The 16442-nt window shown below is 37.1% G+C and carries 10 protein-coding genes and 1 pseudogene; all 11 read left to right on the plus strand.

Going from position 1 to position 16442, the window contains the following annotated elements:
- Positions 1–4 precede the first annotated feature (4 nt).
- The 11 genes and pseudogenes from nuoL to AC6ER9_RS07925 all read left to right on the plus strand — a co-directional run bounded on the left by nuoL (position 5) and on the right by AC6ER9_RS07925 (position 15939).
- Positions 5–1969 (plus strand): NADH-quinone oxidoreductase subunit L, encoded by a 1965-nt coding sequence (gene nuoL, locus AC6ER9_RS07875; RefSeq protein WP_497074188.1) that lies wholly within the window; start codon positions 5–7, stop codon positions 1967–1969.
- Complete coding sequence (locus AC6ER9_RS07880; RefSeq protein WP_497075321.1) at positions 1969–3438, plus strand: NADH-quinone oxidoreductase subunit M; 1470 nt, start codon at positions 1969–1971, stop codon at positions 3436–3438. Before nuoL ends, AC6ER9_RS07880 begins: the two co-directional genes overlap by 1 nt.
- A 17-nt stretch (positions 3439–3455) precedes the next feature.
- Entirely contained in the window at positions 3456–4910 is a 1455-nt protein-coding gene (nuoN, locus tag AC6ER9_RS07885) for an NADH-quinone oxidoreductase subunit NuoN (protein WP_497074189.1), read from the plus strand.
- Positions 4910–5698, plus strand: coding sequence for a biotin--[acetyl-CoA-carboxylase] ligase (locus AC6ER9_RS07890; RefSeq protein WP_497075323.1), 789 nt, complete (start codon positions 4910–4912; stop codon positions 5696–5698). The genes nuoN and AC6ER9_RS07890 overlap by 1 nt, the downstream gene beginning before the upstream one ends.
- A gap of 76 nt (positions 5699–5774) precedes the next feature.
- Positions 5775–7452, plus strand: a pseudogene (locus tag AC6ER9_RS07895) (ribonuclease J).
- A 203-nt stretch (positions 7453–7655) separates the two neighbouring features.
- Complete coding sequence (gene proS, locus AC6ER9_RS07900; protein ID WP_497074190.1) at positions 7656–8981, plus strand: proline--tRNA ligase; 1326 nt, start codon at positions 7656–7658, stop codon at positions 8979–8981.
- An 11-nt stretch (positions 8982–8992) separates the two neighbouring features.
- Positions 8993–10261 carry a lipoprotein-releasing ABC transporter permease subunit gene (locus AC6ER9_RS07905; RefSeq protein ID WP_497074191.1) on the plus strand — a complete coding sequence of 423 codons (1269 nt, stop codon included), beginning with the start codon at positions 8993–8995 and terminating at the stop codon, positions 10259–10261.
- Positions 10261–10941 carry an ABC transporter ATP-binding protein gene (locus AC6ER9_RS07910; protein WP_497074192.1) on the plus strand — a complete coding sequence of 227 codons (681 nt, stop codon included), beginning with the start codon at positions 10261–10263 and terminating at the stop codon, positions 10939–10941. The genes AC6ER9_RS07905 and AC6ER9_RS07910 overlap by 1 nt, the downstream gene beginning before the upstream one ends.
- A gap of 68 nt (positions 10942–11009) precedes the next feature.
- Entirely contained in the window at positions 11010–11297 is a 288-nt protein-coding gene (locus AC6ER9_RS07915; RefSeq protein ID WP_497074193.1) for an FAD assembly factor SdhE, read from the plus strand.
- 5 nt (positions 11298–11302) lie between these two features.
- Positions 11303–14803: a transcription-repair coupling factor gene (mfd, locus tag AC6ER9_RS07920; protein ID WP_497074194.1), complete on the plus strand. Its 3501-nt coding sequence runs from the start codon at positions 11303–11305 to the stop codon at positions 14801–14803.
- Positions 14804–15063: 260 nt separating this feature from the next.
- Entirely contained in the window at positions 15064–15939 is an 876-nt protein-coding gene (locus tag AC6ER9_RS07925) for a hypothetical protein (protein WP_497074195.1), read from the plus strand.
- Positions 15940–16442 lie beyond the last annotated feature (503 nt).

The raw sequence follows: 16442 nt of genomic DNA on the forward strand, positions 1-16442 counted from the left end.
AGTGATGTATCATATAATTGTCTTTCTTCCGCTTTTAGGTTTTTTAATTGCTGCACTCGGTGGAAAAACGATAGGAGATCGTGCCAGTGAACTGATAACGTGTGGCTTTATGGTGCTTGTTGCCATATTGTCGTGGGTCGTTTTTTTCAATGTTGCACTTGGTCATGCTCCAGTGGTTGATGTGTTGGTCTTACATTGGCTCACTGTTGGTGGTTTAAGCTTTAATTGGGCTCTCCATATTGATACATTAACAGCTGTTATGCTTATTGTGGTGAATAGTGTTTCAGCATTAGTGCATATTTATTCAATTGGTTATATGCACCATGATCCTTCAAGATCCCGTTTTTTTTCTTATCTTTCTTTGTTTACATTTATGATGCTCATGTTGGTGACATCCAATAATTTGATTCAGATGTTTTTTGGCTGGGAAGGTGTAGGGCTTGCTTCTTATTTGCTTATTGGCTTTTGGTTTCAGCGCGATTCTGCAAATAAGGCTGCAATGAAAGCTTTTGTGGTCAATCGTGTTGGAGACTTTGGTTTTCTCTTAGGAATTTTTAGTATTTTCGTTTTATTTCAATCGGTCGATTTTGCCTCTATTTTTGCAAAAGCTGCAGATAATAGCTTTGTACAAGATATGACATTTTTAGGTTTGCAGCTTGATGGACAGGCAGCACTTACCATTACATGTCTTTTATTATTTATTGGTGCGATGGGAAAATCAGCACAATTTCTTTTACATACTTGGCTTCCTGATGCAATGGAGGGACCTACGCCTGTCTCAGCACTTATTCATGCCGCTACAATGGTAACGGCAGGTGTTTTTATGGTTGCGCGCATGTCACCCATTTTTGAACTGTCTTCAACTGCTTTGACCGTGGTTATTATTGTTGGAGCAACAACAGCCTTTTTTGCAGCCACTGTGGGATTGGTGCAGAATGATATTAAGCGTGTTATTGCTTATTCTACATGTTCTCAACTTGGGTATATGTTTGTGGCATTAGGTGTTGGGGCTTATGGCGCTGCTGTCTTTCATCTTTTTACGCATGCATTTTTTAAAGCATTATTATTTCTTGGTGCCGGTTCTGTCATTCATGCTGTATCTGATGAACAAGATATGCGAAAAATGGGTGGATTGCGCAAGCATATAAAGGTCACTTATTGGATGATGATGATCGGGACCATTGCATTGACCGGTGTTGGAATCCCAGGAACTCTTTTTGGAACGGCTGGTTTTTTCTCCAAAGATGCGATTATAGAGTTTGCTTTTGCATCCCATAATATTGCTTCAGGATATGCTTTTTATCTTCTTGTTTTTGCGGCTTTTTTGACAAGCTTTTATTCATGGCGGCTTATCTTTATGACATTCCATGGGAAGCCACGGGCAACGGCTGATGTTATGCATCATGTTCATGAGTCACCTCCAGTTATGTTAATCCCACTCTTTATTTTATCTCTTGGAGCAATATTTGCTGGTGTAGTTTTCCAACCTTACTTTTTTGGTGACTTCTATGATGCTTTTTGGAAGGGCGCATTGTTTACAAGCAGCCATAATCATATTCTTCATGATGCTCACCATGTCTTTAATTGGGTAAAATGGTCGCCCTTTATAGCAATGGTGCTTGGATTTATGTTCGCTTATTTATTCTATATTTCTTTTCCATTTCTTCCCAAGAAACTGGCTAATGCTATGCCAAGAATATATCAATTTTTGTACCAAAAATGGTATTTCGATCAATTATATGATTTTTTGTTTGTTCGTCCTACCTTTAAAATTGGTTCTTTTCTTTGGAAAGTGGGAGACGGTAAAATTATTGATGGCTTAGGTCCCAACGGTATTGCTGCGCGGGTTGTTGATATTACAAATAGAGTTGTTCGGTTGCAAACAGGCTATCTTTACCACTATGCATTTGCGATGCTTATAGGTATTGCATTGCTCATTACATGGATGATGATCGGGGGCGTAAACTAATGACCGATTGGCCTATTCTTTCTACGGTTACATTTTTGCCGCTTGTGGGTGTGCTTCTGATTTTGCTTATCAAAGATGATAGTGAAGCTGCGCGCCATAATATACGTAATGTCGCATTTTTTACGACGATATTTGTTTTTATTATTTCTTTAATTATTTGGATAGGATTTGATTCCACTAATCCAGACTTTCAAATGGTTGAAAAATTCAGTTGGTTAGGGAATGGCATTAGCTATCATATGGGGGTTGATGGTATTTCTATTCTTTTTGTTGTTCTTTCGGCTTTTCTTTTGCCTTTCTGTATTTTAGCAAGTTGGGAAAATGTTAAAGAGAGATTAAAAGCTTATATGATTGCTTTTCTTCTCCTTGAAGTTGCGATTATTGGAGTCTTTTGTGCTCTTGATGCAATATTATTTTATGTTTTTTTTGAAGGCAGCCTCATTCCAATGTTTATCATCATAGGGGTATGGGGTGGAGCACGTCGTGTTTATGCAAGTATCAAGTTTTTCTTATACACTTTACTTGGTTCAGTGCTTATGTTGGTTGCTCTTATGGCTATGTATTGGCAGGCAGGAACACTTGATATACCAACTTTACTCAATTATCAGTTTCCGGCTCATATGCAAATGTGGTTATGGCTTGCCTTTTTTGCTTCTTTTGCTGTTAAAATGCCAATGTGGCCAGTTCATACTTGGCTTCCTGATGCGCACGTGGAAGCACCGACCGCAGGTTCTGTTATTTTAGCCGGTGTCTTACTGAAATTAGGGGGATATGGTTTTCTTCGTTTTTCTTTACCGATGTTTCCTATTGCCTCAGCAGATTTTGCGCCTTTTGTTTTCACATTATCGCTTATCGCTATTATTTATACCTCGCTCGTTGCACTTGTTCAAAGTGACATCAAAAAACTTATTGCATATTCTTCAATAGCCCATATGGGATATGTAACGATGGGTATTTTTGCTGCGAATGAACAGGGGATACAAGGGGCTATTTATCAGATGTTGTCACATGGAATTGTTTCTGCGGCTTTATTTCTTTGTGTTGGGGTGATCTATGATCGCTTGCATACGCGTGAAATTTCAGCGTTTGGTGGTTTAGTCAATAATATGCCTAAATATGCTGTTGTTTTCTTAATTTTCACGATGGCAAATGTTGGACTCCCTGGAAGCTCAGGCTTTTTAGGTGAATTTTTAACCTTAATAGGTGTTTTCCAAGTAAATAAATTGGTTGTCATTTTAGCAACAACAGGTGTTATCTTATCAGCGGCCTATGCCCTTTATCTTTATCGGCGCGTGGTTTTTGGCTCCTTGGATAAAGAGAATTTAAAAGTGCTGGTAGATCTTTCTTCAAGAGAAAAATTTATTCTTTATCCGATGGTTGTTCTTACAATATTCTTTGGTATCTATCCAACGCCACTTCTTAAAGCGACGGCGTTTTCTGTAGAAGCCCTCATCAATAAGCTACACTAGATAAGGGAAGAATTCTTATGCAAAGTGAAATAATAACGCAATTAGTCTTAATTCTTCCAGAAATTTTAATTGCATTAGGCGCCATCATGTTGCTTATGATTGGTGTTTATTCCAATGGACGTGCTTCTTTAACTGTTACAGGTTTAGCCATGGCGCTTCTTGTGGCAACCATTATTATTCTCATCGTTTTTCCGAAGACAGGCTCATTTCAAACCAATGCGCTTATTATTGACTCTTTTGGTCGTTATATGAAAATTTTAATGCTTATTGGCGCGCTCTTTTCTCTTATCATGTCTGTTGGCTTTGCCAATGCGCAAAAGTTTAATATATTTGAATTTCCCGTGCTTGTTCTTTTAGCAACCCTTGGCATGATGTTTATGATTTCAGCGGGTAATATGCTATCGCTTTATATGGGGTTAGAACTGCAATCCTTAGCTTTATATGTTTTAGCAGCGATTAATCGTAACAATGTAAAATCGTCCGAAGCTGGTATGAAATATTTTGTTTTAGGCGCATTATCTTCAGGATTATTGCTTTACGGTATTTCTTTACTTTATGGTTTTACCGGTCAGATTGGTTTTCACGAAATTGCTCTTGCTTTAAAAGGTGAAAATTTACAATTGGGGGTCATTTTTGGAATCGTTTTTATTTTAGCTGGTTTGGCTTTCAAAATTTCTGCGGTTCCATTTCATATGTGGACACCTGATGTTTATGAAGGTGCACCAACACCGATTACAGCATTTTTTGCCGGTGCCCCTAAAATTGCTGCAATGGCTTTAATCATCCGTATTATTGTGATGACCTTTATTCCACTAGGGCGTATTGATGGTGTGATGCCTGCATGGCAACAAATTTTGGTTTTTATGGCGCTAGCATCAATGATACTTGGTGCGTTTGCTGCAATTGGTCAAAATAATATTAAGCGCTTAATGGCTTATTCATCGATCAGTCATATGGGCTATGCCCTTGTTGGTTTATCGGCTGGAGATATGATTGGGGTAAAAAGTGTTATTCTTTATATGACCATTTATCTTGGTGTTACGCTTGGCTCATTTGCTTTTATTCTTGGAATGCGATCTCAGAGTGGTAATGTTGAAAATATTTATGATCTTTCAGGATTAGCAAAGACAAATCCATTTATGGCGATTGTCATGACAATACAGCTTTTCTCACTAGCCAGTATACCCCCTATGGCTGGTTTTTTTGGGAAGTGGTATACATTTTCTGCTGCTGTTCATGCCGGTTTGACACCCCTTGCGGTTGTCGGTATGATCGCCTCTGTTGTTGGCGCTTTTTACTATTTGCGAGTCATTAAAATTATGTGGTTTGATGAAGCAAAAGCGCATTTTGTTATTCTATCAAAAGAGCTTCAGTTTTGTCTTGGTCTTTCTGCATTATTTATTTTATTTTACACCTTTTTTGGAATTTGGTTTGCTGAATTGGCAGAAAAAGCAGCCACTGCATTATTTTAATAAATATGGTTTATATTTTATCAGATTTTGCACAAAAGCAAGGATACACTGTTCAGTCGTACGAAAGTGTAGATTCCACAAATCTCATTGCACAGAAAAAAGCGCATGCTGGTCATTGTGGTTATCTTTGGATTGTTGCACAAGAACAATCACAAGGAAGGGCAAGAAGGGGGAGGTCTTGGTCTAGTCCAAAAGGGAACCTTTATTCTAGTCTTTTGTTAATTGATGATATAGCTCATGAAACAGCTGCACAGCTTGGTTTTGTTGCTGGAGTCAGTGTTGTAGAGGCAATAAAACAATTTATCAAAGATGAAAAGCAAACAAATAATATTGTGCGCTTAAAATGGCCAAACGATATTTTACTGAAAGGTGCTAAAAGTTCTGGAATTTTGCTTGAAATTTTTAAACTATCATCAGGACAATATGCATTAGTTATTGGTATTGGAATAAATGTAAAATATAATTATGAAGATGCACCTTATCCTACTTCAAGCTTACAAAATGTCGGTTTGCATATTGAAGCAGAACAGTTATTTACGGTTTTGACGGAAACTTTTTCTAGAAATTACCTTCTTTGGAAACAAGCAAAAGGATGTGAAATAATCCGAAATAAATGGCTTTTATATTCTGAGCACCTTGGAAAACATGTCAAAATTGTGAATGATAAAAAAATCATTGAGGGTATTTTTGATGGACTTGATCGTAATTTTAACTGTATTATCAAGCAAGAAGATGGGAGACAAGCTATTGTAACATGTGGAGATGTACATTTTGGTTCGGCTGCTTAAGTTCATGCGGGATGTTATTAATTTATAAAAGTTTATTACACGATCAGATTATCTTAAATCATTGAGGAGCTATTATATGATTGCAGCCAGTGAGAATGAATTTGTTTTTGTCCCCTTGGGAGGAGTCGGTGAGATAGGGATGAATTTGGCTGCTTATGGATTTGGCTCCCAAAATCTTCGCGAATGGTTGCTGGTTGATATGGGCGTTAGTTTTGCGGGTTCTGAGTTACCAGGAGTTCGATCTTATTCTTCCGGATATTCGTTTTCTAGAAAGTGAAAAACATAATATACGGGGTCTTGTTTTAACACATGCACATGAAGATCATTATGGGGCTGTTCTTGATTTATGGCCAAAATTACAAGTTCCCCTTTACTGTACAGCTTTTACGGCAGGGTTATTGGAAAGTAAAAGGCAATCCGATTTTATATCTTATAAAATGGCATGCAATATTTTTCAAGCAGGAGACTGTTTACAGGTTGGACCCTTTGCTATAGAGGCTATTGCTGTTAACCATTCAATACCAGAGTCTGTATCTTTAGCCATTACAACATCTTTGGGGACTGTCGTTCATACCGGTGATTGGAAAATTGATCATACTCCTTCGCTCGGGGCTATAACGAATGAAAAAAGATTTCGAGCTTTAGGTAATAAAGGTGTGTTAGCGTTGCTTTGTGATTCCACAAATGCGTGTCGGGATGGTATATCTCCATCAGAGCAGCAGGTTCAAAACAGTCTTTCTGAGATTATTTCAAAAGCTGAAGGGCGTGTTGCAATAGCAACTTTTGCTTCTAATATCGGTCGAATACGTTCTATTGCTCTTGCCGCTGAAGCTGTTGGGCGTAAGGTTCTTGTTATTGGGCGTTCCCTTAAGAGAACGATTATGGTTGCACAAGAGCTTGGTTATATGGATGGGTTAGCACCGTTTGTAACGGAGGATGATTATGGTTATATTCCACGAAAAGAACTTGTTTTAATTGTCACAGGGAGCCAAGGTGAGCCACATGCTGCTTTGGCTAAACTGTCACGTGAGGGGATGAGGAATCTTGCGCTTTCTGCTGGTGATACTGTTATTTATTCATCACGAAGCATTCCAGGAAACGAAAAAGCAATTCTTGAGATACAAAATCGTTTCATCGATTTGGGTATTAAAGTTATTACGAATGAAGATGCACTGGTTCATGTTTCAGGTCATCCCCGTCGTTCAGAACTTTTACAGATGTATGATTGGATAAAACCGCAGATACTTGTGCCTGTACATGGTGAGGCAATACATCTTACGGCTCAAGCGGCTTTAGCGCGTCAAGCAGGGATTAAAATTGTTAGGGATATCAGAAATGGTCATATGCTGCGTCTTGCACCAACACCTGTAGAAGTTATTGACCAAATACCTGTTGGGCGTATTTATAAGGATGGCTGTCTTCTTGGAGATGAGTATGAGCTAGGAATTCGTGAACGTAGAAAGTTAAGTTACGCTGGTCATGTTGTTGTTTCTCTCCATATGAATAGCAAGCATGAATTATTAGATGATATCGGTTTCAGCATATTGGGATTACCTGAAAGGAATGAAGAGGGGGAAAAATTGAAAGATATTCTTTTAGATATTGTGGAAAATACCGTTTATAACATCCCACGCATGAAACGAAAAAATAATGAAGTTATTCGAGAGGCAACACGACGTGCTGTGAGAGCGGCTGTTTATGAAATTTGGCAAAAAAAACCTCTCTGCACGGTTTTTTTACATCAGTCAAAATAAAGCATTTCCAGATTACATTATTTAAAAAGAGAAGAGCATTTTTATTTTACTGCTTAATTAAGAAAAATAGAGAATAAAGCACAACAAATTTTTAAACAATAAGATCGTTATATTTGCAAGTATTCAGATTGCAGTTATAGATGAATAGAGGGTATGTTAAATTATTTCAATATGATAGATCTGAGTAGGAGTTAATTATTTCAATGCGTCTTTCTCAATATTTCCTTCCACTTTTAAAAGAGAATCCTAAAGAAGCAGAAATTGTTTCTCATCGCTTTATGTTGCGTGCTGGGATGATTCGACAACAAACATCAGGAATTTATTCTTGGCTTCCTTTGGGAAAAAAAGTGCTTGATAAAGTTTGTAAAATTATTCGTGAAGAGCAAGAGCGTGCTGGTGCAATAGAAATATTGATGCCGACAATTCAATCCGCTGATCTTTGGCGTGAAAGCGGTCGGTATGATGATTATGGTTTGGAAATGCTCCGCATTAAAGATCGTCAAAAGCGTGATTTACTTTATGGTCCGACCAATGAAGAGATGGTGACAGATATTTTTCGCTCCTATGTTCGTTCTTATAAAGATCTTCCGCTTAATTTGTACCATATTCAATGGAAATTTCGTGATGAAATTCGCCCACGTTTTGGTGTGATGCGGGCACGAGAATTTTTAATGAAAGATGCTTATTCTTTTGATCTTGATTATGAAGGTTCTAAAACATCCTATAATCGTATGTTTGTTGCTTATTTACGCACTTTTTCTCGCCTTGGTTTAAAAGCAATTCCTATGCGTGCTGATACAGGTCCAATAGGGGGGGAACTTAGTCATGAGTTTATCATTTTGGCTGAAACGGGAGAGAGTGCTATCTTCTGTGATAGACAATTTCTTGAACTTAGCGTTCCCGATAGTTCAATCGATTTTAGTGATAAAACTATTTTAGGTGATACTGTTAAACAGTGGACATCTTTTTATGCAGCGACAGAAGAAATGCATAATGAGGAAGAGTGGGCTAAAGTTTCTGAAGGAAATCGTCTTTCAGCGCGTGGTATTGAGGTTGGGCATATTTTCCACTTCGGGACGAAATATTCTGCTCCTATGGAGGCAAAAGTTATGGGACAAGATGGAAAAGAGCATGTGGTCTCTATGGGATCTTATGGTATTGGACCTTCACGTCTTGTGGCAGCCGCTATTGAGGCTTCTCATGATGAAAAAGGAATTATTTGGCCAAAATCAATGGCACCGTTTGATTTTGGCATTATCAATATGAAACCCGATGATGAAAAATGTACAAAGGCGTGTGAGTTTCTCTATAAGGGATTAAAAGATGTCGGTTTTGATCCATTATTAGATGATAGAAATGAACGCCCTGGATCAAAATTTGCAACAATGGATTTGATTGGTTTGCCAACTCAAATTATTATTGGTCCCAACAGCATTGCACAAAATGAAGTTGAAATTAAAGATCGAAAAACAGGTGCAAAAAAATCTCTAAAGGTTGAAGATGTCATCAGCCAACTTTCTATAATTTAATAGGAAATGTTATGAAGAGGCTGAAAAATAAATGGTTTTCATCTTATGAGTGGATGATTGCTATTCGCTATATGATTCCCAATAAAAAGCATGCTGTTGCATCTGTTATTTCAATTATTTCTCTCATTGGGATTATGTTGGGGGTCTTCGCTCTGGTTGTTGTTATGGCAGTGATGAACGGCTTTCGTACAGAACTTCTTAATCGTATTCTTGGTATGAATGGGCACCTTATTGTCCAAACAGTTGATTCTGGTTTTGATGATTATAAGAGTCTTATTTCTTCTTTAGAAGCGACAAATGGTGTGAAATTTGCTTTGCCTGTTATTGAAGGTCAAGCGCTTGTTCAAGGTGAAGTTCAAGGTGGTTCTGGTGCATTAGTTCGCGGGATGCGCAAACAAGATTTAGAAAAACTTAAAACAGTCTCTCAAAACATTAAATTAGGATCAATTTCTCGGTTTGATCAAGAAGAAGGTGTTGCAATTGGAAGTGGCTTAGCAGAAAAATTGGGACTTACCGTTGGGAGAGATCTTCGTATCATTTCCCCTAATGGTGATGAAACCCCTTTTGGTGTCACACCGCGTGTGAAAGCTTATAAAGTCACTGCGATCTTTGAAGTTGGTATGTCTGAGTATGATTCAATATTCGTTTTTATGCCTCTTCATGAAGCACAAATGTTTTTTAATTTGGGCGATAAGGTCCAGTCTTTAGAGCTCTTTTTAAATGATCCTGATGCTGTTGATCAAATAAAACCTGTTGTAGAAAAAGCCATTGATCAACAGATCTATTTAATTGATTGGCGTACACGCAATCAGGCTTTTTTTTCAGCCTTACAGATTGAACGGAATGTTATGTTTTTCATTCTTTCTCTGATTGTTCTTGTTGCTGCTTTAAATATTATTTCAGGGCTCATTATGCTTGTAAAAGATAAAAGCCATGATATTGCAATTTTACGTACAATGGGTGTCCAACAAAGTGGGATTTTGCGTATATTTATTATTACAGGAATGATGATTGGTTTTATTGGAACAATATTGGGGTTAATTTTGGGTATTATTGCGACCTTGAATATTAATCATATTCAAGACTTTATATCTTGGTTATTTAATGTCGACGTGTTTAATCCTCAACTTTATTTTTTAACAAAACTGCCTGCACAAATTGAGTGGAAACAAACTGTCTTGGTTGCTATGATGGCTCTATTCTTGTCATTTCTTGCTGCTCTCATTCCGGCATGGCGTGCTGCTAAGCTAGATCCTGTACAAGCCTTGAGGTATGAATAATGACAGCAATTTTAGAGCTTGTAGAGATTGAAAGACACTTTTTTGAGAGTGATAAGCCGCTTATTGTTTTAGATAAAGCGAATTTTATTCTTAATCGTGGAGAGCTGGTTGCACTTGTCGCACCCTCTGGTGCTGGAAAATCAACGCTTCTTCATATTGCAGGCTTATTAGAAAAACCAACCGCTGGTGATGTGATGTTACGGGGTGTTTCTTGTGCAAAGCGCTCTGATCGTGAGCGAACAGCTATCAGACGAAATGATATTGGTTTTGTTTATCAATTTCATCATTTACTTCCAGAGTTTACGGCTTTAGAAAATGTTATGATACCACAGATGATAGCAGGATTAAAAAAAACCATAGCAGAAGATCGCGCGCGTAAATTATTGACGTATCTGCGTGTTTCTCATCGAGCACACCATCGTCCTTCAGAGTTATCGGGAGGAGAGCAACAACGTGTTGCTATCGCACGTGCTGTAGCCAATGGACCATCAGTTCTTCTGGCGGATGAACCTACAGGGAATCTTGATCCCGTAACTTCAGCTTATGTCTTTCAAGCTTTATCTGTTCTTGTTCGTCAATCTGGCCTTTCTGCTCTTATTGCAACACATAATTATGCTTTGGCAAAGCAAATGCATCGTAGAATTACACTTAAAGAACAAAAGATTATTGAACTTCCTTAAAGGAAAGATATAAATTTTAATACTTATATATTGAATGGTTTATATTAATTTATTCAAGGAGACTTTTTATGACAGTTTGTGTCGTTGACAAAAATCAACTGGATGTGCGTCGTCGTCGGTTGGTTTTTCGTGCATGGCATCGTGGTATTCGTGAAATGGATCTCATTTTTGGACATTATGTTGATTCTCATATCATTGAGATGAATGATAAAACACTCTGTGAACTTGAATATATTATGTCTTTTGATGATCGTGACTTACTCACATGGATTACCGGAGAAATTGCACCACCTTCTGAAGTTGATAGTCCACTTTTCCGTGATATTGCCAATTATCGTACTCGCTTAAATTATTGATTTTTATGCCTATATTTAAAAAAAATGTCATTCCCCCCAATAGTTCTGTTCCTATGATTTTTGATGGCGTTACAGATGGATTTGAAGCTTTTGCTCTTGCACAATTAAGTTCAGAAATTGCACAAGGTAAACCCCTCATCTATGTTGTCCGAGATGGAACAAAAATTGCTTATTTACAACAAGTTTTAAATTTTATTGAACCCAATTTGCCGGTATTTCAATTTCCTGCATGGGATTGTTTGCCTTATGATCGCGTATCACCAGGAATTGCTATTATGGCACGTCGATTATCGGCACTGGCACATATAGCCAATTTACGTCAAAATCCACATCCTGCAATTATATTAACAACAGCTAATGCAATTATGCAAAAGTTGCCTCCCCGTGAAGTGATAGAATCTCAGCTTATTCACGCACATGTAGGCCAGTGCCATAACATGGGGCATTTCATTCAATTCCTAGAAACCAATGGCTTTGAACGCGTTACGGTTGTCCGTGATGTTGGTGAATTTGCTGTAAGGGGAGGAATACTTGATATTTTTTCTCCTATGGATATTGAACCTTTACGTCTTGATTTTTTTGGAGATACCCTAGAGAGCATCCGCGTATTTGATCCAGAAAGTCAAAGAACAACACGCCAAAAAACTGAACTTTTATTACAGACAATGAGCGAAGTTGTTTTGACAGTTGAACACATCAGCCGTTTTAAAAGCAATTATACGCGTACATTTGGTGTATCACAAAAAAATAACATGCTTTATGAAGCGATTGCTCAAGGACGGCGTTTTGCTGGTATGGAACATTGGCTTCCATTTTTTTATGAAAAACTTGATAGTTTTTTTGAGCATTGTGGCGACGTACCCCTTGTTTTTGACCATCTTATAGAAGACGTTTTCGTTGAGCGTTATCGTCTTATTGAAGATTATTACAGTGCGCGTAAAGAGCGTGAAAATGATACAGAAAATACGACGTCTTATCATCCGATAGACCCTAATCTTCTCTATTTAACGCCAGAGCGTGTTTTGGAATGTGTGCAACAATCTTCACAGCGAATTGATTTTTCACCTTTTAATATTCCACAAAGTTTGGAGCAAACAGTTATTCACGCACAAGTTAAACAGGGGTATGATTTTGTAAAAGAGCGTAATGCGCAGGAAAAAAATGTTTTTTCAAGTGTTATTGATCACATTGCCTCTTTACGCGCTGCTGGCAAAAAAGTGCTTTTAGCGTGTTGGAGTGAAGGATCTCTCAATCGTTTGCTACAAGTTCTTGATGAGCATGGATTGAAAAAAATAGATGTTGTAAAATCCTTGCAAACTGTCAAAGCAACTCCACGAGATCGCATATTAGCTGCTGTTATCATGATAGAGCATGGTTTTGAGGCTGAAGATTTAGCTATTATAGCAGAGCAAGATATCCTTGGGGATCGCTTCATAAGATCACCAAAGCGGCGTAAGAGCAATACAAATTTTATTTCTGAGATTTCTGCTTTAAATTCTGGTGATCTTGTTGTGCATATCGATCATGGTATTGGCCAATTTGTTGGTCTAAAAACCATTACCACCACTGGAATTTTGCGAGATTGTCTTGAAATAAAATATGCTGGAGGTGATTTACTTTTTTTACCTGTTGAAAATATTGAGCTTCTCTCACGTTATGGCTCAGAAGGAACAGAGGTAAATTTAGATAAATTAGGAGGTGTTGCTTGGCAAGCACGTAAAGCTCGGCTTAAAAAACATTTATTGGAAATGGCAGGGCAATTAATCCGTATAGCTGCAGAGCGGACAACACGTGCTGCACCTGCTTTACTTCCACCAGTTGGACCATTTGATGAGTTTGTTGCTTGTTTTCCCTATGAAGAGACAGAAGATCAAATGAATGCCATTGATGCTGTATTAGATGATTTAGCCTCAGGTAAGCCGATGGATCGCTTGATATGCGGTGATGTTGGTTTTGGAAAAACCGAAGTGGCTATTCGCAGTGCTTTCGTTGCAGCATTAAATGGTTATCAAGTGGCTGTTGTTGTACCGACCACTTTACTTTCACGTCAACATTACAAGACGTTTGTTTCGCGTTTTCAAGGATTGCCGGTTAAAATTGGTCATGCTTCAAGGCTTGTAAAAGCGAAAGAACTTGTACAAGTTAAAAAAGGTCTTTCAGATGGTACAGTTGATATTGTCATTGGAACCCATGCACTCTTAAGTGGTGCAGTCAATTTTTTACGGTTAGGCCTTCTTATCATTGATGAGGAACAACATTTTGGGGTAAAACACAAAGAGCGTTTAAAAGAGCTTAAAAGTGATATTCATGTTCTGACACTTTCAGCAACCCCTATACCACGGACTTTGGGGTTGGCATTATCAGGGGTACGCGAACTTTCATTAATCACCACTCCACCCATTGATAGAATGGCGGTTCGTACTTTTATTTCACCATTTGACGCACTTGTTATACGCGAAACATTGCTTCGAGAATATTATCGTGGTGGACAAAGTTTTTATGTTTGTCCTCGTATTTCTGATCTGGCTTTTGTCGAAGAATATCTTAAAACCCATGTTCCAGAGCTCAAGTTCGTTATAGCACATGGACAAATGCCGGCTGGGAAACTTGATGATATTATGAATGCATTTTATGATGGGCAATACGATGTTTTGATATCGACAACCATTATTGAATCTGGTCTTGATATTCCAACAGCCAATACGTTAATTGTGCATCGTGCTGAAATGTTTGGTCTTTCTGCACTCTATCAGTTACGCGGGAGGGTAGGACGCTCCAAACAACGTGCTTATGCACTCTTTACATTTCCATCTGGTAAAGTTTTAACGCCTGCGGCTGATCGTCGTCTTAAAGTTTTACAATCTCTTGATACATTGGGGGCAGGCTTTCAATTGGCAAGTCACGATATGGATATTCGTGGTTCAGGCAATTTTTTAGGTGAAGAACAATCAGGACATATCAAAGAAGTTGGATTTGAACTCTATCAGAAAATGCTTGAAGAAGCTGTTGCTGAATTAAAAGATGGAGAGCTCAGTGAGGATAAGCAATGGTCGCCTCAAATTTCACTTGGCATAACTGTGATGATACCAGAAAGTTTTGTACCTGATTTATCATTACGGATGGGGCTTTACCGACGCTTGACAGAATTCGAGAATTTAGAACAGATTGATGAATTTGCAGCGGAGTTAATCGATCGTTTTGGTCCTTTACCCCTTGAAGTTCACCACATTCTAAAAGTCTTTCATATCAAAACATTGTGTCGAAAAGCAAATGTAGAAAAATTAGATGCTGGACCAAAGGGTATTGTCCTACAATTTCGCAATAACTATTTTGTCAATAGTGTTGCTCTTGTTCAGTGGGTGGGAAAACAAGGTTCAATGGCAAAAATTCGTCCAGATCAAACGATTGCTCTTATTCGGGATTGGGCTAAAGTCGATGAAAGACTTATTGGAGCAGCAACGATTATGACACAGCTTGTAGAAATGACAGAACAGCATTCTTTTTAAAGAAGTTTCTCTACTTTTCAAAATTACTCCTTAATTTTTATAAAATTATTTTATAAAAATAAACACTTATTGGTTTTTTGTAAGAAAAAAAATTAAGTTTACAATAAAAGAATCCTTTACATATGTATTTATTGTTCTTTTGTTATAGCACGTATTGATACAATTGAGAAAATACGCTAGGATGTATAACTGCGGTGAACACTTACTTATAAGTGTTTTTTATAAGTTTTCTAGAAAGAAAAATTTAGGGTTAAGATAACATGCTTTCTCCATTACAAAGATTACTAACAATAGTTTTTTTGTTACTCACTTTAATCCATGACGTAAACAATGCTCACGCCAAGTTTAACTTAACAGAATTATCGCTTTCTAATTTAACGCTTGATGAAAAATATAAACGTCTTAAAGAAAGACTGCAAGCTATTGAAGCGAGGAGAAAGTTTATTGAAAATAAATTTCCTGATTTAATGCTTTCGCAAGTACGCATTCATAATATAGAGCATGATAAGCTTATGCAAGAGCGAGAGGATCTCATTAAGGAAGGACTTCAGTTAAGTCTTGAATTGTACGATTTAGTAAACGAAAAAGAGGATTTGGTATATAAAACGCATAAAGCAAAAGAGTATGAGATAGGGGAGTATGAAAATAAATTAATTAAAGCAAAAGAATATCTGAAATCTCAACCAGCTTATGATTTGGGATTGGGTGGTGATGCAGAGGATATAGAGATTTTGAGCGATAGAGATCTTGATAAAATAATTAGGGAGAAGCTCATGTATATTTTTGCTTGCAAAATTAAAGAGAGTATGTTGCACAGTGATGTAGGGGGGGTATTACAGAGAGATTTTGGTTGGAAACAAGAAGACTTTAGTTGGGCGAAGGATGCAATTAATTCAATAGATCCTGAATTAATCAAACATCTTGAAGAAATGATGATGGTTAGTATCTCTGAGTTCGAAAAAAGGGTAATAAATCATATAAGTAATATGATAAAAGTTAACTCTCCAGATGTAAAAAGCGCTTCTTTATTAAAAAGCGCTCCTTTATTTTGCAGAACTATTAGAGAAATACATAATATAATGCTTTCAGAAAAGAGAAAGAATATTATAAATCGCACGGGATCTTATGTTGAATAATGGTTTAATTAGAGGAATATATATAATAGAAAGGCATTTATTTTTCATAAGTAATGCATTTGAAGTATTTTGTAAAAAAAAGTCAAAAATAATATCAGCTATTTTGTTGTTATGCATGAATATTTTTGTGTTTATGTATTTTTCTTTTCATATGATAAATATATTTCGTATTTTAAATATTATTTATTAATACGATAAGGGTTGTTAATCATAGATCGTAGTCATTTTATATAGGGACCAGAATGATATTTTATTCACGTTATAGAGTTGAAAGATGATATTCGTACGGTGGTGCAATAACATATTGAATGTTATAACTATATAAGCATAGGTTTATTCAGGAAATTTAAAGCAGTAACTCGAGAAATTAAGAGCATTGTTCAAGTTACGAATTAATGCAATTAAACCAGCATCTAAATATGTATAGAGTTCCGCTATTATTATTATATTTATAGTGGGATTAATGATCTCAGAAAAATTAGAATTCTTTTAAACTTCGAAGA

The sequence above is a fragment of the Bartonella sp. SL317 genome (assembly GCF_059687655.1).